This window comes from Streptomyces sp. NPDC091209, assembly GCF_044757755.1.
In the GTDB taxonomy this organism is placed as follows: domain Bacteria; phylum Actinomycetota; class Actinomycetes; order Streptomycetales; family Streptomycetaceae; genus Streptomyces.
Genome location: NZ_JBIVVR010000024.1, coordinates 79,803 through 98,116, shown reverse-complemented (window position 1 = coordinate 98,116; position 18,314 = coordinate 79,803). Strand labels below are relative to the sequence as shown.

At 71.9% G+C, this 18,314-nt stretch carries 14 protein-coding genes and 1 riboswitch; of the genes, 10 read left to right on the top strand and 4 right to left on the bottom strand.

Going from position 1 to position 18,314, the window contains the following annotated elements; genetic code table 11:
• Nucleotides 1-242: 242 nt before the first annotated feature.
• The 4 genes from ACIQRL_RS40315 (at nt 243) to ACIQRL_RS40300 (ending at nt 6,160) form a co-directional block, all read left to right on the top strand.
• Nucleotides 243-1,148: a universal stress protein gene (locus ACIQRL_RS40315; RefSeq protein WP_401341234.1), complete on the top strand. Its 906-nt coding sequence runs from the start codon at nt 243-245 to the stop codon at nt 1,146-1,148.
• Nucleotides 1,149-1,469: 321 nt separating this feature from the next.
• Nucleotides 1,470-4,214 carry a GNAT family N-acetyltransferase gene (locus ACIQRL_RS40310; RefSeq protein WP_401341217.1) on the top strand — a complete coding sequence of 915 codons (2,745 nt, stop codon included), beginning with the start codon at nt 1,470-1,472 and terminating at the stop codon, nt 4,212-4,214.
• Between the two features lie 12 nt (nt 4,215-4,226).
• The gene (locus ACIQRL_RS40305) at nt 4,227-4,958 is read left to right on the top strand and encodes a CBS domain-containing protein (RefSeq protein ID WP_401341214.1); all 732 of its coding nucleotides are present in this window, start codon (nt 4,227-4,229) and stop codon (nt 4,956-4,958) included.
• A 317-nt stretch (nt 4,959-5,275) separates the two neighbouring features.
• Nucleotides 5,276-6,160 (top strand): universal stress protein, encoded by an 885-nt coding sequence (locus ACIQRL_RS40300; RefSeq protein ID WP_401341212.1) that lies wholly within the window; start codon nt 5,276-5,278, stop codon nt 6,158-6,160.
• 319 nt (nt 6,161-6,479) lie between these two features.
• On the opposite strand, the gene ACIQRL_RS40295 is transcribed toward ACIQRL_RS40300, so the two are convergent.
• On the bottom strand, nt 6,480-7,064 hold the full coding sequence (locus ACIQRL_RS40295; RefSeq protein WP_401341210.1) for a hypothetical protein: 585 nt from the start codon (nt 7,062-7,064) through the stop codon (nt 6,480-6,482).
• 551 nt (nt 7,065-7,615) lie between these two features.
• Between ACIQRL_RS40295 and ACIQRL_RS40290 the strand changes: the two genes are divergently transcribed.
• The 3 genes from ACIQRL_RS40290 to ACIQRL_RS40280 all read left to right on the top strand — a co-directional run bounded on the left by ACIQRL_RS40290 (nt 7,616) and on the right by ACIQRL_RS40280 (nt 10,421).
• Nucleotides 7,616-8,056, top strand: coding sequence for a pyridoxamine 5'-phosphate oxidase family protein (locus ACIQRL_RS40290; RefSeq protein ID WP_401341208.1), 441 nt, complete (start codon nt 7,616-7,618; stop codon nt 8,054-8,056).
• 118 nt (nt 8,057-8,174) lie between these two features.
• Nucleotides 8,175-9,737 carry a hypothetical protein gene (locus ACIQRL_RS40285; RefSeq protein WP_401341206.1) on the top strand — a complete coding sequence of 521 codons (1,563 nt, stop codon included), beginning with the start codon at nt 8,175-8,177 and terminating at the stop codon, nt 9,735-9,737.
• A 303-nt stretch (nt 9,738-10,040) separates the two neighbouring features.
• Nucleotides 10,041-10,421 (top strand): VOC family protein, encoded by a 381-nt coding sequence (locus ACIQRL_RS40280; protein WP_401341204.1) that lies wholly within the window; start codon nt 10,041-10,043, stop codon nt 10,419-10,421.
• A gap of 189 nt (nt 10,422-10,610) precedes the next feature.
• Here the strand turns inward: ACIQRL_RS40280 and gndA are convergent, their stop codons facing one another.
• The 3 genes from gndA to ACIQRL_RS40265 all read right to left on the bottom strand — a co-directional run bounded on the left by gndA (nt 10,611) and on the right by ACIQRL_RS40265 (nt 14,716).
• Nucleotides 10,611-12,053, bottom strand: coding sequence for an NADP-dependent phosphogluconate dehydrogenase (gene gndA, locus ACIQRL_RS40275; RefSeq protein ID WP_401341202.1), 1,443 nt, complete (start codon nt 12,051-12,053; stop codon nt 10,611-10,613).
• Nucleotides 12,054-12,450: 397 nt separating this feature from the next.
• A complete protein-coding gene (gene thiD, locus ACIQRL_RS40270; protein WP_401341200.1) occupies nt 12,451-13,248 on the bottom strand; it encodes a bifunctional hydroxymethylpyrimidine kinase/phosphomethylpyrimidine kinase in 798 nt (265 codons plus the stop codon).
• Between the two features lie 67 nt (nt 13,249-13,315).
• Nucleotides 13,316-14,716 carry a purine-cytosine permease family protein gene (locus ACIQRL_RS40265; protein WP_401341198.1) on the bottom strand — a complete coding sequence of 467 codons (1,401 nt, stop codon included), beginning with the start codon at nt 14,714-14,716 and terminating at the stop codon, nt 13,316-13,318.
• A riboswitch (TPP riboswitch) is annotated at nt 14,708-14,802 on the bottom strand. Its footprint overlaps the gene before it by 9 nt.
• Before the next feature lie 441 nt (nt 14,803-15,243).
• Here ACIQRL_RS40265 and ACIQRL_RS40260 point away from each other — a divergent pair.
• The 3 genes from ACIQRL_RS40260 (at nt 15,244) to ACIQRL_RS40250 (ending at nt 18,207) form a co-directional block, all read left to right on the top strand.
• Entirely contained in the window at nt 15,244-16,077 is an 834-nt protein-coding gene (locus ACIQRL_RS40260; RefSeq protein ID WP_401341195.1) for an alpha/beta fold hydrolase, read from the top strand.
• A 148-nt stretch (nt 16,078-16,225) separates the two neighbouring features.
• A complete protein-coding gene (locus ACIQRL_RS40255) occupies nt 16,226-17,593 on the top strand; it encodes a phospholipase (protein ID WP_401341193.1) in 1,368 nt (455 codons plus the stop codon).
• A 242-nt stretch (nt 17,594-17,835) separates the two neighbouring features.
• Nucleotides 17,836-18,207 carry a hypothetical protein gene (locus tag ACIQRL_RS40250; RefSeq protein ID WP_401341192.1) on the top strand — a complete coding sequence of 124 codons (372 nt, stop codon included), beginning with the start codon at nt 17,836-17,838 and terminating at the stop codon, nt 18,205-18,207.
• Nucleotides 18,208-18,314 lie beyond the last annotated feature (107 nt).

Genomic DNA, 18,314 nt, shown 5'->3' with positions numbered 1-18,314 from the left:
GCGCCGGCGCCACCTGGGGCCTCGGCAAGCTCTGGGAGCGGCTCCCCCTCGTGAACCGCACCCCCTGGCTGCGGTGACCGCGGGAACGCGGGCGGATCCCGGACCGGGCATCGTTCCGTCCGCCGCCCGCGCCGCAGGTCCTTGGGAGGGGCCGATCGTCCCCTTCCGAGGACCTGCGGCCCCTGCACAGCGAGCTCATCGGACGCGACGCTTGAGTCGGACCTCCGATTCGGAAGGTGGACATCATGCGTACTGTCACCGTAGGTCTCGACGGTTCCCTGGAAAGCCTCGCCGCCGCCGAATGGGCCGCCCGTGAGGCGCGGCTGCGCGGACTGCGGCTGAAGTTGGTCCATGCGGGGGAACCGGTCCCGGACCCCATGACCGAGGCACCTCCGCTCGGCGCCGAGACCCACCAGCACTGGAGCGAGAGGATCCCGCGCGAAGCGGCCGAGGGGATACGAGCACGCCACCCCGGAGTCGAGGTCACCACGGAGCAGCTCAACGGGCGGCCCGCCGAGGTGTTGCTGAAGGCCGCGGACGACGCCGAACTCCTCGTGCTCGGCACCCGCGGGCTCAGCGGCATGGGCGGCTTCATGGTCGGCTCGGCGGGCCTGGCCGTCGCGGCGCACGCCGAGCGTCCCGTCGTGTTCGTACGCGCCGGAGAACGGGCCGCGGACGAACACCTGGTGGATCCCTCGGGCGTCCCGTCCGCCGCGGCACCCTTCAAGCCTGTCGTCCTCGGCCTCGACACCAGCGGGCCCCACGACACCCTGATCGGCTTCGCCTTCGAGGCCGCCCACCTGCGCGCGACGGCGCTGCGGGTCGTGCACGCCTGGAACGAGCCGCCCTACATCGCGTACGGGCTGCCCCCGGACCTGGAGATGAATCGCGCGCTCGCCGTGCAGGAGGCCGACGCCGTGACGGAGATGCTGCGTCCCTGGTGCGAGAAGTATCCGTCGGTGGAGATCATCGGGGACACCCTCTCCGGAAGGGCGGCCAACCACCTGGTGGACGCCTCCCGTGAGGCGTGGCTCGTCGTCGTGGGCCGCCGGATCCGCCGGGCCGCGCTCGGCGCCCACCTCGGGCCCGTCACACACGCCGTGCTGCACCACTCCGGCGCCCCCGTCGCCGTCGTCCCGCACGACTGATCACCTCGGGCCGCCGGCTGATCACCTCGGGCCGCCCGTTCGTCACCCAGGACGCCGACCGATCCCCCTGCACCCGAAGCGCGTCGCCCACACCGTGCCGCTGTCGGCACCCGGCAGGAACGCGGACGCCACCATCGTGATGGGCGTCGACGACGAGAAAGCCCTCGACGTCCCGCACCTTCACGGTCCGAGGCGGTGCGGGGATCCGGTGGGGGCGGGTTCGGGGCCGACCGGCCCACGGGGTGCACCCGGTCAGCCCCTGGGGTGAGCCCCAGGACCGCTGGATGCTCGAAGTGTCGACAGGAATCGAGGAGGCCAGTGATGACGGACGACGACCGCCCCCAGGCGCACGCGTTGCTTCAGGACGGCACCACGGTGTGCATACGCTCCGTTTTGCCCGGTGACCACGAGCAACTGCACGGTCTGTACGAGGAGATGTCCCCGGACAACCTCCGCCTCCGGTTCTTCGCCGCGAGCCACCGCTCCGCAGAGATGGCCGCCGACAGGGCCTGTGCTCCGCCACGGCCCGGCTACCGGGCGCTGCTCGCCGAGACGCGGGGCCAGGTCATCGGTCTCGCCGAGTACGAGACCGGAGACGGGAGCGGAGACAGGACCGGAGACAGGACCGGAGACGGGACCGACGGGACCGGTGACGGCGTCGACAGCGCCGAGATCTCCATCGCGGTCGCCGACGGGCTGCACCACCGGGGCGTCGGCACCCTGCTCGTCGAGCACCTGGTCTCCGCCGCTCGCGCCGCGGGCATCCGCACCTTCACCGCCGACGCCCTGTCCGAGAACCACGAGGTCCTGCGCCTCTTCGCCGACCTCGGCCTGCGCACCTCCCGACACTTCGAGGGCCCCGAAGTTCGCTGCACCATCGAACTGGCCGAGGACGACACCTACCTCGCGGCAGTCGAGACCCGCGGCACGGGCGCCGACGTGGCAAGCCTGGAACCGCTGCTGCGCCCCGATGCCGTGGCCGTGATCGGCGCCGGACGCCGGCCCGGATCGGTGGGGCGGGCCCTGCTGCACCATCTGCACGCGGGCGGCTTCACCCGGCGGCTGTTCGCCGTGAACCCGGGCGTGAACTCGGTCCTCGGCGTGCCGTCCTTCCCCTCCGTCGGTGCCCTGCCCCTCGTCCCCGATCTCGCGGTCCTCGCGATCCCGGCCTCCGCCGTGCCCGCCACCGCGGAGGAGTGCGGCAAGGCCGGGGTTCGGGCGCTCCTGGTGGTGACGGCCGGGCTGGACGCCGACCAGGGCAGGGGACTGCTGGACGCGTGCCGCACGTACGGCATGCGACTCGTCGGTCCGAACTGCCTCGGCGTCTCGAACACCGACCCGGAGCTCGCCCTCGACGCCACGTTCGCCGCCGGCCACCCGCGCCCCGGTACGGCGGGAGTCGCCGTGCAGTCGGGCGGCGTCGGCATCGCCCTGCTCGACGGCCTGTCCCGGCTGGGAATCGGCGTCTCCACCTTCGCCTCGCTGGGCGACAAGTACGACGTCAGCGGAAACGACATGCTCCAGTGGTGGGAGAGCGACGGCCGCACCGACCTCGCCCTGCTGCACCTGGAGTCGTTCGGCAACCCCCGCGCCTTCTCCCGCACCGCCCGCCGCGTGACCCGCCGTATGCCCGTCCTCACGGTCGACGCGGGCCGCACCGACGCGGGCCGTCGCGCCGCCGCCTCGCACACCGCGGCCGCCGCCACCCGCACCATGACCCGGCAGGCCCTGTTCACCCAGGCCGGCATCACCGCCACCCGTTCAGTGGGCGAACTCCTGGAAACCGCAGCTCTGTTGCACGCCCAGCCACTGCCCTCCGGCAGCCGCGTCGCGATCGTCACCAACGCGGGCGGCGCGGGCGTCCTCGCCGCCGACGCCTGCGCGGAGGCCGGACTCGACCTCCCGGCGCTGACCTCTGAACTCATGGACGACCTGCTCGGTGTGCTGCCGGAGGGCGCCGCCGTGGGCAACCCGGTCGACGCCACCGCCGCCGTCGGCGAGGAGCAACTGAGGGAGTGCGTGGAGCGGGTCGCACGGCACCCGGGGATCGACGCCGTCCTGGTGGCGCTCGTCCCCACCGCCGTCGCCACCGCGACCGGCGACGATCTCGTGCGGGCCCTCACCGACGGGCCCGCACGACGGGAACGTCCCGTCGCCGTCGTGCGACTGGAGCAGGCCCTGCCGGTCGAGCTGCTGCCCACCGCCGACGGCGGCACCATTCCGTCGTACTCCGAACCGGGTGCGGTGGCACGGGCGTTGGCCCACGCCGCCCGTCGTACGGGCTGGCTGAGCCGGGCCGCCGGAACCGTCCCCGACCTCGCGGAGATCGACACCGGGCGCGCCCGGACGGTCGCCGAGGACTTCCTCGCGGCGCACCCCGACGGCGGCTGGCTCGACCCCCGCACCTGCGCGGAACTGCTCGCCTGCTACGGCATCCCTCAACTCGACTGGGCGTGGGCCGAGACCGAGGACGACGCCGTCATCGCCGCCGAACGGCTGCGCGGGCCCGACGGCCGCGTCGTGATGAAGGCGCACTGGCCCGGCGTACTCCACAAGAGCGAACAGCACGCCGTGCATCTCGACCTCCAGGGCGACGCCCAAGTACGCGCCGCCTTCCGGGACTTCGAGACCCGGTTCGCCGGACTCCTGACCGGAGTGGTCGTCCAGCCGCTCGCCGCGCGCGGCACCGAACTGTTCGCCGGGGTCGTCCAGGACGAAGTCTTCGGCCCCCTCGTGCTGTTCGGTCTCGGCGGTACGGCGACGGAGGTGCTGGCCGACCACGCGGCCCGCCTCGCCCCTCTGACCGACCACGACGTCCACGACCTGATCACGTCGCCGCGCTGCGCGCCGCTGCTCTTCGGCGCGCACGGCGCCGGACCGGTGGACCTCGAAGGTCTCGAACAGGTACTGCTGCGCCTGTCCCGCATGGCGAGCGACCTTCCGCAGCTCACCGAGGCCGACTTCAACCCCGTCCTCGCGACCCCCGGCGCGGTCGGCGTGCTCGACGCACGCGTCCGCCTGCTGCCGCGCCGCGCGCAGGACCCCTATCTGCGCCGACTGCGCTGAGGAGGAACGGACATGAAGAACGACAAGGTCGGATCCGTGATGACGACGGACGTCGTCCGGGCACCGTACGGCGCCCCGTTCAAGGAGGTGGCACGGCTGCTCGCCGCCCACCGGATCAGCGGGCTGCCGGTCGTCGACGAGGACGAGAAGGTCATCGGGGTGATCTCCGAGTCCGACCTCCTGGCCCGGCAGGCACAGATCCCCGATCCGTACGCGCCGGAGCCCCGTTTCCGGTTCGTCCTGCCCACCCCGGGTTCCCGCCGTCGGGCGGCCAAGGCACGGGCCCGTACCGCCGGACAGCTCATGTCCGTACCGCCCGTGACCGTCTACGCGGAGAACACCATCGCCGAAGCCGCCCGGACGATGGCCCAGAACCGGGTGGAGCGGCTGCCGGTGGTGGACGAGGAGGACCGGCTCGTCGGCATCGTGACCCGCCGCGACCTGCTCCAGGTCTTCCTGCGCCCCGACCGGGAGATCCGCTCCGAGGTGATCGACGAGGTTCTCGTGCGGTCGCTGTGGATCACACCGCAGACCGTGGCGGTCACCGTCCACGAAGGGGTGATCACACTCGACGGCCAGGTGGAGCGCCGGAGCGAGGCGCAGATCGCGATCGCCATGAGCCGCCGGATCGACGGGGCCGTCGGCGTCGTCGACCAACTCACCTACCGCTTCGACGACGCCCACCTGCGCCCGGACCGGCCGGCCGTGCACGGAGTCACCGACGACTGGCTGCGCCGGCTGTGAGAGGAGGCGCACCACCATGCCGAACAAGGTTCTGGTCGCTCATGGGACGACCAACGGATCCACGGCGCAGATCACAGAGACCGTCGCCGAGGTCCCGCGCAAGGCGAGCCGTCGTGTTCCGCCACGCGGGAACGGGGTACCTGCAGCCCGGGCGGCCAGGTACCCAGCCGCACCCTCGGCGGACGGACACCGTCCCGGCGAAGGCATCAAGTCCCGTGCCCTAGGGGCCGGTCGGCCCCTTTCGAGGACCAGCGGCCCCTCCTCCCGCGCCCTGGCGGGCGCAAGGCTGATCACGTATCCCTCAAGGAGGTCCTCAGATGTCCCGCACCATCGTCGTCGGTCTCGACGGCTCGCCCGAGAGCCTCGCGGCAGCCGAGTGGGCAGCCCGCGAAGCGCTGCTCACGGACGCGCAACTGCGTCTCGTGCACGCCTGGTTGTGGCACCCCTATGTGTACGGCCCGCTGGCCGGCGTCGCGGTTCCGCCGTCGTCGGAGGATCCGCAGCGTGAATGGGCCGAACGCCTCCCCCGCGAGACCGCGGCCCGGCTCGCCGCGGATCACCCCGGTCTGTCCGTCACCGCCGAGCGTGTCGCCGAGCAGCCCGTCACCGCCCTGCTGGCCGCCGCAGAGGACGCCGAGCTGCTGGTCCTCGGGTCCAGGGGCCTGGGCGGAGTCGCCGGCTTTCTGACAGGTTCCGTCGCGCAGGCCGTGGTGGCCCGGAGCAGGACGCCGATCGTTCTCGTACGAGCAGAGGCGCGGCCCGTGGACGCGTCCGGGCACGCGGATGTCGTCCTCGGTCTCGACCTTGAGAACCAGGACGACTCCGTGATCGCCTTCGCCTTCCGGGCGGCGGCCCGCGGGGCGACGGGCCTGCGTGTCGTCAACGGCTGGAGTCTGCCGCCCTACTACGGCTACAGCGGAGCCTTCGACGCGGAGGTCGACGCGGAGCTGCGCGCCGAGGCACAGCGGCACCTCACCGAGGTGCTGAGCCCCTGGCGGGAGAAGTTCCCCGGTGTCCAGGTGCGCGAGCAGGCCGTGATCGGCGGCGCGGGCCCCCACCTCGTGGAGGCCTCGCGGGACGCCGCACTGGTCGTGGTCGGCCGCCGCAACCGGCAGTCCCCGGTCGGCGCCCACATCGGACCGGTGACACAAGCGGTACTGCACCACTCCGCCGCACCGGTCGCGGTGATCCCGCACGACTGACCGCTCAGCTCACCGAGACGCGACGACGGGCCTCCGGGACATTCCTCCCGGGGGCCCGTCGTGACGAGGGGTGCCTGGTCAATTCCGCGGACGCCGGGTCGTTCCGCGGGTGCGGGACCGGGGGCGGGTGTTCGTGTGGGTGCGCGTGTTCGTGTGGGTGCGGGGCGCCGGTCGGTCACGGCCCATCGGTCCACCGTCTGTCGGACGACAGGCAACCCGCACCGAAGGCGCGACCGCAGTGACGGTTTCCTCGACGAATCACCGGCCCGTCGGATCGCCCGCCTGTCGGAGCGGCCGTGCGTCGATCGGCGAACACCCGTCAGGGCGTCTTGTGCCCCCACTGCGGCCCGAGCCGCTCCCACTCGCGTCCCCACCGGTCGTAGCGCCGCTGGTCGAGCCGCCACCGTGCCAGGCCGCCGGCGCCGAAGACCAGGCCGCCGAGGGCCACGGCGGCGCCGATGCCCAGCAGGCTCGACTCGGTGGCCGCCGCGCCGGCGGTCGGCGGCGCCGTGGTGGGCCGGCCCTGCGCGTCCATCCAGATCACCACATGCGTTCCGGCCTTGTGCCCGGATTCCACCAGGGCACTGCCTGCGTGGTGAGACCCGTCCGCCGCTGTCCACCGGACTGTCGCCCGGACATGGTCGTAGACCCCGCCGTCCCCGGCGGGTACCGCCGAACCCGTACTGGCGACCAGTACGGCCGGGACGGCGTGCCGGTCGTGACGCAGCCGCGTGAAGGACGTGTCGGCGGCATGGGCCGTCACCAGGCCGACGAGGATGCCGCCCAGCACCATCACCGTCCAGACGATCAGCACGATCCACGCCTCGAAGACATCGTCACGGCGACGCAGCGGATTCCTCCGCCAGCGCCAGCACCACTGCCTCGCACCCTGTGCTCCGCGCATGGCACCGCACCTCCTCGCTACACCCCAACAGTGCAAGGGGATCGCGGCGCGCGCGAGCGGGGGCAGGGGCCGCCCGGTCCCGCGGTGGGGACCGACCGGCCCCCGTGCGCGGTATCTGCCCCGGTCAGGGCGGATATAGCAGATCATGTCGCGTGCTTGAGGGAGGCATCATGAAGGCGCTGTCCGTCTTGATCGTCGCAACACCCGACGGTCGGACGCACGGACGCAAGCAAGTGATGATTCACGTCCGAGCGGACACGAAGCGTCATGTCCGAGCGGCCCCGAAGCGCCATCTTCCGGCGGACGCGAAGCGTCATGGATTCCCGTCGACGATGAGACGAGGAAAGGACCGCCGGGCGCGGGATCGCCGTGCGCTGATCGGGACCCTGGGCCCGGATCAGCGCACGGGTGCCGGAAAAGCGGCCGTTCTCCGTCGGCCGGGGGCCAAAGGGCCCTGGCACTCCGCCACCGGGAGCCGGAGTCTGAACCGTGTCGCTGTACATCTCGCTGTACGGCTGTGTGCCTCGAACGCGTGAGAGTTGGCTCCGGTGATGAATCCCAACGACGGTTTTCGTGAACTCGGCCGGCAGGAGTGCCTGGAACGGCTCGGTGACGCGCCCATCGGCAGGGTCGTCCACACACGGGACGCCCTGCCCGCCGTCCTGCCGGTCAACTTCTGTCTCGACGCCGAGTCCGCCGTCGTGCTGCGGACGTCGGCGGACTCGGAACTGGCCCGCTCCATCGACGGTGTGGTGGTGGCGTTCGAAGCCGACGCGGTGGACGCGGCCGCGCACTCCGGCTGGAGCGTCGTCGTGACCGGGCACGCCCTGGTGGTGAACGATCCGGCCGAGCATGATCGCCTGACCCGGACAGGACCTCGTCCCTGGGTGGCCTCGCCCCACGACGTCTTCATCCGGATCGCGTCCGAACTGGTCACCGGCCGGGAACTCGTCGGCGGCCGCACCATGTACGGCGTCGACCTGCCCTCGTGACGCCGTGATCATCCGGCGGGCCGGTTCCGGTCGGAAGGACTCGCCGCCCGATCACATCCGTGCGGTCGACGCGAAAATCCCGCGCCGAAGGGTCACAGCCCAGGGCAGGATGCCGCTTGTGCACCCTGTCCTGTGCGGCCTCGCCGCCAACGCCGGACTGTCGTCCGAGCTGGTCGACCGCCTGATCGCGATCGCCGACGCCGACCTCGCCGGACACCTCGCCGACCGGCCGGACCTCAGCCACGCGCAGGCGGTCGCTCTGTTCTCGCGAGTCGAGTCCAGCGGTGTGCACTTGGTCTACGAGGGTCGGCTGACCGCCGCCGACATCGACCCCGCGACGCAGCCCGACACCGCCCTCGCCCTGCTCGACGAGGGATCCGGCAGCCCGGAGTGGGCGCGCCTCTTCGCGGCGGATCCGGTGCCGGAGCACCGGGAGAAGCTGGCCGGGTGCCCCGGCCTCCCGGCCGATGTGGTGGAGACGCTCGCGGCGGACCCGGACGTGGGCGTCGTCGCGGAGCTCGCGTTGTGGACCACACCGGAAGCGGCTGCCCGGCTCGCGGAGCATCCGCATGCCGAGGTCCGCCGCGCGGTGGCGCACAACGAGGCGACGCCCCCGGACGTACTGGCGGCGCTCATCACCGGCGAGGGACTGCCTCCCGCGCGGCACCGTCCGGTCTGCGACCGCGAGGCGACGCCCTTCGTGCATGACCCGGAGAGCCCCCGGCACGACGGTGATCTGCTGCCGGGCGCCTCCTGCGACGGCTCTCACGATTCCACCCGCCGCCAGATCGCGGCGGCGGCGCTCCGCAACCCCGCCACGCCCACCGAAGTCGTCCTCGGCTTCGCGGACCATCCTTCGACGCAGTTGCGATGGACGCTCGCCGCCCGCCCCGATCTGCCCCCGCAGGTGTGCGCGCGGCTCGCCTCGGATCCGGTTCCCGGTGTGCGCGGCGCCCTCGCCGAGAACCCCGTGATCGACGAGGCCCTGATCCGTGTGCTGGCGCGGGACGGCGACCCCGACGTGCGCCGTCGGCTCGCGCACCATCCCCGCGTACCGCTCGATGTACTCACCGAACTGGCAGGAACGGCCAGGATCGGGGCCACCCCGCTGCCCCGGATCGTCGCCGCGACCTCCGCAGAGATCAAGGAGCTGGCCCGGTCGCCGAACCCGGCGGTACGCATGATGGTGGCTCAACGCCGCGATCTGCCGCCGGAGATCCGCGACGCGCTGGCAACCGACCCCGACGCGAAGGTCGTCAAGTCCATCGCGCCGCATCCGGGCCTCGCCGAAGGGCAGTTGCGCGCCATGGTCGACACGCACGGAGTCCGGGTCCTCGCCAAGGTGGCGGCCAACCCGGACGCGAGTCCGGCGCTGCTGGAGCACCTGGCCCGGCACGAACCACCCGTGCAGAAGGCGTACCGGGAGATCGCCCGCCACCCCAACGCGACGGCCCGAGCCCTGCTCGCCTGCCTGGAGGCCGGACGGGCGAGAGCCGTGGCCGCCCGCCATCCGGCACTCCCGCCACGGGACATCGTGGAACTGCTCTCCGACGCGGACGAGCAGGTGGTGGAAGCGGCGGCTGCCAACCCGTCACTGCCACCCGACGTGATGGCGGACATCGTGTCGCGTCTCGGCCGAACGGACCTACCGTGCCCGCGAGTTGAGGCCGCCGGCCGCTGAGATGCAGCCGTGGAGGGCGGTTGGCACAGGGGCGCACGATCTTGTGTCAGGCGTGCGGTCGGCGGTCGCGGTCGGTCCGCCGGCCGCGACCGGGTCGCCGCAGCCGGTGGATCGAGACAGGCCGGACGTCCTGCCGCGCGGCCTACGGTCCTCGTCGGGCCGAGTCGCCGGGCGAGGCCCGCAATCCCTTCGACGCCGTTCATCGCGCCCGGTACGGTTGCGGGATCGTTCCTGCCGCGGGGACCTGATGATCTCCGTGTGCGGTCGGCCCGGCAGTTCCTCCGCTGAGAGTAGGTTTCGTCCATGGCATCCCGTATCAGCGAGATCGTGATCAAGTGTCACGACCCCGAGGTGCTGGCGCGGTTCTGGTGCGAGGTCCTGGACTTCACAGAGCTCGATCGCGAAGCGGAGGGCTGCATCGAGATCGGTCCGCGCGAGGGGTTCGGCGGCGCGCAGCCGACGGTCTTCCTCATCCGCGACGACGAGCCGCAGAGCGGGCACACCCGGCTGCACATCGACGTCAACCCCACCGACCGAGATCAGGACGCCGAGCTCGAACGCCTCCTGGCCGCCGGGGCCGAGCTCGTCGACATCGGTCAGCCGGCCGATGCGTCCTGGCACGTCCTCACCGATCCAGAAGGCAACGAATTCTGCCTGCTCAAGCGCCGCCTCGACCCCCTCTGACGCTCCTTGGCCCCCTCTGACGGTCCGCAGCCGTTCTCCCGGAATCGCGTCCGGACCCCTCGCTGCTGCGGGTCGGCCCGGACTTCTACCTGGCGACCTGACAAAAAACGCGGAGCGGGCCGCACCTCCGTCGCCACGGACGTGCGGCCCGCTCCGCACCACCTCATCGCCCGGAGAGGGGCACCGGCGTCACAGGACCTCGGTCTCACCGCGGGCGCTCTCGCCCCACAGCGTGTGGAAGCTCCCCTCGCGGTCGGTACGCCGGTAGGTGTGGGCGCCGAAGAAGTCGCGCTGCCCCTGGGTGAGGGCGGCGGGCAGCCGGTCGGCGCGCAGGGTGTCGTAGTAGGACAGCGCGGCCGAGAACGCGGGCACCGGGACGCCTCTGCGGGTGGCCGTGGAGATGACCTCGCGCCAGGGGACCTGGGCGTCCTTGATCTCGGTGGCGAACCCCGCGTCGGAGAGCAGGCTGACCAGGCCCGGGTCGACGGCGTACGCGGCGCGGATACGGTCGAGGAACGCGGCGCGGACGATGCAGCCGCCGCGCCAGATCTTCGCCACCTCACCGAGGTCGATGTCCCAGCCGTACTCCGCCGCGGCGTCCAGGATCATCTTCCAGCCCTGGTCGTAGGCGATCAACTTCGATGCGTACAGGGCGTGTTCGACCTGGCTGGTGAACCGCTCGGCCTCGGTTCCCGACAGGTCCCAGTGGGTGCCTCCGGGCAGACCGCGGTACGCGGCGCGCAGGTCGCCCTGACTGGAGGCGGCGCGGGCGAAGGTCGCCTGCGCGATGGCGGTGACGGGGGAGCCGAGGTCCAGGGCGGTCTGCACGGTCCAGCGGCCGGTGCCCTTCTGCCCCGCGGCGTCCACCACGACGTCCACGAACGGTTCCCCGGTGGAGGCGTCCGTGTGCGCGAGGACCTCGGCGGTGATCTCGATCAGGTACGAGTCGAGGCGGCCCTTGTTCCAGCGCCGGAAGATCTCCGCGATCTGCGGCGGGGTGTATCCGCCGACGCGGCGGAGCAGGTCGTAGGCCTCGCCGATCAGCTGCATGTCGGCGTACTCGATGCCGTTGTGCACCATCTTGACGAAGTGCCCGGCTCCGTCGGTGCCGATGTGCGTGGCGCAGGGCTCGCCGTCCACCTTGGCGCTGATCGTCTCGAACATCGGGCCGAGCGACGCGTACGACTCCGGGGAGCCGCCGGGCATGATGCTCGGCCCGTGCAGGGCGCCCTCCTCGCCGCCGGACACGCCCGCTCCGACGAAGTGGATGCCGCGTTCGCGCAGTGACTGTTCACGACGCCGGGTGTCGGTGAAGTGGGCGTTGCCGCCGTCGATGATCATGTCGCCCGTTTCGAGCAGCGGGGCGAACTCCTCTATGACGGCGTCGGTGGCGGCCCCGGCCTGCACCATGATCATCAGGCGGCGGGGGCGTTCCAGTGCGGCCACGAACTCCTCGGCCGACTCGGCCGCCACGAAGGCGCCCTCGTGCCCGAACTCCTCGACCAGTGCCTTGGTGCGCGCCGGGGTGCGGTTGTGGACGGCGACGGTGTAGCCGTTCCGGGCGAAGTTGCGGGCCAGGTTGCGGCCCATCACCGCGAGCCCTGTGACGCCGATCTGCGCGGTCGCCTTCATGGTGTGCTCCTTGGATCCGGATCTGCCTCCCCGCGTACCTGACGGGCGAGCAGACGACTGTCGCTGTGCCGATCAGTACGCACGACAGGGGGCGAGGTGTTCACCTTCCGGGGCAGGTGGTGCGCCGGATCGCGGTCCGGGGTCTCCCGGCGACCGGTGGACGCCCGGGTTCCGGAACGACTGGTCCCGGGCGGACGCGTGTGCTCCGGAAGCCTGGTCCCGAGCGGACGCCTGCGCTCCGGAAGCCTGGCCCCGAGCGGGCCTTCGCGTTCCGACCCCTGGTCCCGAGCGGGCGCCGCGCGCTCGGGAGCCCCCGGTCCCGAGCGGACTCGGTCCTTACGGAGGTCCTGGCCCCGGGTGCGGCCGGATCCCGGAACTCCGGCCGACGGTCCGGGGGTCAGTCGTTCCGGCGCAGACGCCACCCGTGGTCCACCGGCCCGATGCCGGCGCCGAGCGCGAAACCGGCCTCGATCGCCGCGGTCACGTACTCCTTGGCCCGCCGTACGGCCTCCGGCACCGAAAGGCCCTCGGCCAGGCCCACCGCGACGGCCGAGGCGAGCGTGCACCCGGTGCCGTGCGTGTGCCGGTTGTCGTGGCGCGGCGCGCGCAGCCAGTGCTCCGCCGTTCCGTCGGTCAGCAGATCGACGGCCTGCCCCGGCAGATGCCCTCCCTTCACCAGCACCCAGCGGGGACCGAACGCGAGCAGCCGGTCGGCGGCCCGGCGCATGCCCCCCTCGTCCTTCACCTTCACCCCGGTGAGCTGGGCGACCTCGTCGAGATTCGGGGTGGCCACGGTCGCCCGCGGCAGCAACAGGGTCCGTACGGCGTCCAGCGCGTCCTCGGCCAACAGCCGGTCCCCGTGCTTGGAGACGCTCACCGGGTCCACGACGACCGGGGCGCCCACGTCGGACAGCAGCTCGGCCACTGTCGTGACCAGGCCCGGCGACGCGAGCATCCCGGTCTTCACCGCCTGGACGCCGATGTCGTCGACCACACTGCGGTACTGGGCGCGTACCGCCTCCTCGGACAGTTCCCAAGCGCCCTGCACGCCAACGGAGTTCTGCGCGGTCACCGCGGTGAGCACGCTCATCCCGTGGGCGCCCAGCGCGAGCATCGTCTTCAGGTCGGCCTGGATTCCGGCGCCACCGCCGGAGTCGGATCCGGCGATCGTCAGGACGCGGGGCGGCGTGGGCATACGAGGTGTTCCTCTCGGATACGGCCGCGGGCTCGGAGCCCTCGACCGGGGGAGCGGCGAAGCGCTCTCAGGCGCGGCGGCGCAGCCGGAGCGGTGCGTAGAGGGCGAGGGCGACGAGGAACGCCACGTAGTAGGAGAGGTCGGCGCCGTGCAGCGCGTCGGCCACCGGTCCGACGTAGAGGCCGGTGTCCATGAACGGAACGGCCGCGCCGAACGCCGCGACGAAGGCCACCAGCGAAGGCCATCCCGGGCGTGGCCGGGAGATCTCGACGGCGACGTCGACCGGGGCGCCGCCGCGTTCCCGCCCGCGGGCGATCCAGTCGACGACGACGATCGCGACGAACCCGGGGATCCAATAGCCCACGAACAGCAGCACGTTCTGGAAGCGGGCCGTGGTGTCGGCGGCGTGCATCCACAGCACCAGCGGGAAGCCGAGCGCGGCGGCCAGGGCGGCGGCCACCGGGCGCGGGATCCGCAGGCCCAGGGTCTGCAGCGCCAGCGAACCGCTGTAGTCGTTCATCGCGTTGCTGCACACCGCCGCCAGTGCCACGGCCAGCAGCCCGAACGCGCCCGCCGTCCCGCCGCCCAGCAACGCGTCCACGCCCGCGGCCGTCTGGTCGGTCAGGACGGACGCGCCCCACAGTCCGAGGACCTGCACGGCGACGAAGGACACGACGAGGCCGAGCAGGGTGCACCAGAACATCCGCGGACGGGACGTGGTGCGCGGCAGATAGCGGCTGAAGTCACCGGCGTACGGTGCCCAGGACAGCGACAGACTGAGCGCGATGGTGCTGGTGAGCACGAACGCGCCCGCGCGGTCGGCACCGGTCGCGGCCCCGCTCGCGGCGGGATGGACGCCGTCGAGCATGCGCCAGGCGATCACCGCGAAGGCGACGGCGAGCACGAACGTCATGACGATCTGCAGGCGGTGGATGGCTTCGTAGCCGAGGACGCCGAGCGCCCCCTGGGCGAGCATCATGACGAGCACGCCGAGCCAGAACGGCCAGCCGCACAGCCGCGCCAGCGCGTCCCCGCCGAACAGCCCGATCAGCGCGTCCCAGGCGACCGAGGACAGCCACTGGAGCGTCCCGGGCAGCACCACCGCCCGGCCGAACGCGAGCCGTGCGAGCGGGAGTTGGCCGGTGCCGGTGAGGCCGCCCCAGGTGCTGAGGTAAGCGGTGGGCAGCGCGCCGAGCACGGTCCCGAGGACGACCGCCGCGAGGGCGGTACCGAAGTCCAGGCCCAGCGTGATGCCGATGGTGCCGGTGAACACGCCCGTCATCGTCAGGTTCGGCGCGAACCACACGGTGAACAGGCGCCCGGCGCCGCCGTACCGGTTGTTCTCGGGGACCGGCTCGATGCCGTGTCCCTCCACCCGCAGGTCGCCGGGTGCGGAGGGCATCCGGCCGTCGAAGACGGCGGGCCGGTCGTCGGCGGGCACCCCGCCGGAAACATGCGCCAATGGCATGGAAGACATCCCTCCGCCAGTACGAACTGGTTCAGGTTCGACGGGTGTGATCTCAGCCCTCGGACGGGGCACCCCGTGTCCGGTACGACGGACACATTAACCCCATCCCCCAGGTGGTGGGTACGACGGCTCCCGCGCAGGACAGCCCTTGCGCAGGGCGGGTCCTGCGTGCGAGGGGCGTTGTGCACCGCGGGTCCTGCGTGCGACGGCCGTTGTGCACGGCGGAGGTTCCCGCCCTCGGTCCGTACGGGACGAGGCGGGACCGTGACGCGCGGGACCGGGGGATCGCGTCAGCCCGGGACGGCGGCGGGCTGGTCTGCCCGGGACGGCGATCCTCCACCCGTCCTCCTGGAGTCACCCACCCGGACCAGCGCCCGCCCCTGCGCTCCGCTTCATCCGAGCGGCTCGACCGGGCCCTTCGCAGCGCGGCGCGCGCCGCCCCTCGGTAGTGTCGGAAGTGATCGCCGCTCGCTCTCCGCTCCCGGGTTCCCGGACCCGGGTGGCCGGGCGGAAGGAGGCAGAGTGCCGTGACCGTGATCTCCCTGAAGTCAGCGCAACTGCGGTATGGGCCCACCCTCCCGTACGCCGAAGCCGGCTACCCCAGTGGTACACCGGTCGTCTTCGTGCACGGTCTGGCCGACTCCTGGTGGTCCTTCGAACCCCTCCTGAGGCGCCTTCCGGCGTCCCTGCACGGCTACGCGCCCACGCAGCGCGGGCACGGCGATGCCGACCGGCCCGCCGAGGGCTACACTCCCGACGACTTCGCCTCCGACCTGGTCGCCTTCCTGGACGCGGTCGACATCTCCCGCGCCATCCTGGTCGGAGCGTCCAGCGGCGGCGTACCGGCCCGGATCGTCGCCGGCAGCTACCCCGACCGCATCGCGGGCCTGGTTCTGCTCGGCGTTCCCGGCACCCTCGCGGACAACCAGGCGGTGGCCGGGACGGCCAAGGCCCTGGAAGGCCTCTCCGATCCCGTGCCCCGCGCGTTCGTCGAGGACTTCCTGGCCGGCGCGGCGGCCCGCCCGATCGCCCGGGGGTTCATCGAGACGATGGTGGAGGAGAACCTCAAACTCCCCGCGTACGTCTGGAAGGAGACCGCGCGCGGTCTCCTCGACGCCGATCTCGGCGCGACCCTCGCGGGCATCCTGGTGCCCACCCTCGTCATCTGGGGCGAACAGGACGAGCTCCTGCCCCGCGAGGACCAGCAGACCATCCTGGACGCCGTTCACGGCTCGGACTTCCTCGCCTACGAGGGCACCGGCCACGTCCTCCACTGGGAACAGCCCGAACGGGTGGTCGCCGACATCACCGCGTTCGCCACGCGGATCGAGCACCCCGGTACTCCCTACGGCACTGTCTGACCTCGCTCGGAGCGGTGAACGGCGGCGGCCCGAAACGGGGGCGCCGCCGAGCGCTCGGGTCGGGGCACGACGGTTGACGCGGTCCGAACCGCTGACGCCGACAGTAACATGGCATGCTCATGCTCCCCACAGGAAGGGATCACGTGCCATGAGACCGAGCCGACGCTCCCTGCTCGCCGCCACCGCCGTACTGAGCACCGTTCTCGCCGTCCCCGCGCCCGCCGACGCCGCCGAAGTCCCCGTCGCGGGCGCCTACTACGTCCAGAGCGCCACCACAGGACTGAACGCCGCCGACAGCGGGGGCGCGGTCGTCCAGCACAACCCCAAGGGCAACGAGGATCACCAGCAGTGGACCTTGCGGCCGATCGGCTCCTCCTTCGTCCTCGAAAGCGCCGACACCGCGGGCAGTTGTCTGGGCCGCTCGGGCGACCAGGCGCGTACCGTCGCCTGTACGAGCGCCGACGCCGCGTGGGAGGTGACGCCGAGCGGTGCGGACCAGTACACGCTCAAGGCCCCTGGAACGGACCGGTACTTGACGGTCGCCGACAAGTCGGGCGGCGCCAACTACGCCGCCCAGCTGGTGATCGGCCCGCCGGGCGGACTCGCTTCCTGGTACCTCACTCCGGTCCAGTCCGCGACCCGCCCCATGCCGCCCCAGGACCAACGCACCCTGGACCAGGTCACGTTCCTCACCGCCCACAACGCCTACGCCAACGGCGTCGACGGCGGATTCGCCCCGCCCTTCATCAACCTGGTGCCCAATCAGTCCCGCGGCATCAACCAGCAACTCTCCGACGGCGTACGGGGGTTCATGCTCGATCTGCATCAGACCCCCGACGGCGCGATCCTCTGTCACGACAGCTGCACGCTCGTCAGCAAGCCGGTCGCGCTCTGGGTCGACCTCCAGCGCATGGTCGACTTCCTCAAGCAGCACCCCGACCAGTTCGTCACCGTGTTCATGGAGGACTACGTCGACCCTGGCGTCCTCCGCGCCGAACTCGCCCGGGTGAACGGCCTGTCCGACGTCCTCTACCGTCCCGACCGGACCGGTGTGCGCGAGAACGGCTGGCCCAAGCTCGCCGATCTGACCGCCGCCGGCCACCGCCTGCTCCTCTTCACCGACCACAGCCGTTCCGCCGACGAGTCCGCCGGACTCACCCGGGACAGCTTCGGCGTCATGTACCAGCGCGAGTGGACCGTCGAGAACTACTGGTCCATGGGCTCGGGGATCGGCTCCTCCGACTGGTCCTGCTACAGCCGCTGGTACGACGCGGGGACGAACGTCCCCCTCACCCGCACCGAGCCGGGATTCCGCCCCCTCTTCGTCATGAACCACTTCCGCGACGCCACGCTTTCCGGAACCGCCGGCACGGACAACACCAAACTCGCCGACCGTGCCCGCCGCTTCTGCCAGCCTGCCGCCCGCAAGAAGCCCAACTACCTTGCCGTGGACCGCTACGACCTGGGTGATCCCGCCTCCGCGGTGAACACGCTGAACACCTACGTCTATCCGTAGCCCGACCGGGACGGCGTATCTCCCGACAGGGGTGGACCAGACTGTCCCCGAGCGGCTGCTGCCGCTCGGGGACGGAATCCGGAACCAGACGCTCGCTCGCACCCGAGCCGACGACGTGCCGGCCGACTGCACTGCGGGCCGGTGAAGCGGGCGGTGAGCCAGATGCCGGAAGGTCCTCACCCGGACCCGCGTCTTTCGTCCGCGACCGCCCGAGGCGGAACGACGACGGGCAAGATGACCTCATGACAAAACTGTCCGTACGGTCGGTCCGCTGTGGCTCCTCCGGCTCCGTGCTGTCGTTGTGGTCACAGGACTCCGTGTTGTCGATCGGCTCCGTGGGATCGGTGCTGTCCGTGGGGTCCATCGGTTCGGCCTTGTCGGTCGGCTCGATCGGAAGCGCCCTGTCGGCCGGCTCGATCGGTTCCGCCCTGTCCCTGATGTCCACCGGTTCGTGGCTGAGCACGGGGTCGTTGTTCTCCGCCCAGTCGCGATGGTCGGTCCTGTCCTGGCGTTCCTCGCGGAGTTTCCTGGCCGCGGGAGCGGTAGGGGCAGCGGCCGGAGGCGCCCTGCTCGTGACCCGAATGCTGCACCAGTCCGGAACCGGCACCGAATGAGCGTCTGCACTCCGTCGACCACGGCTGCCTCTTGATCGATTGATGGACCGGCCAGGGGCTGATGTCGGCCGTCGCACGGCGCGGTCCGGGCTTGTCGGTCAGCGGCG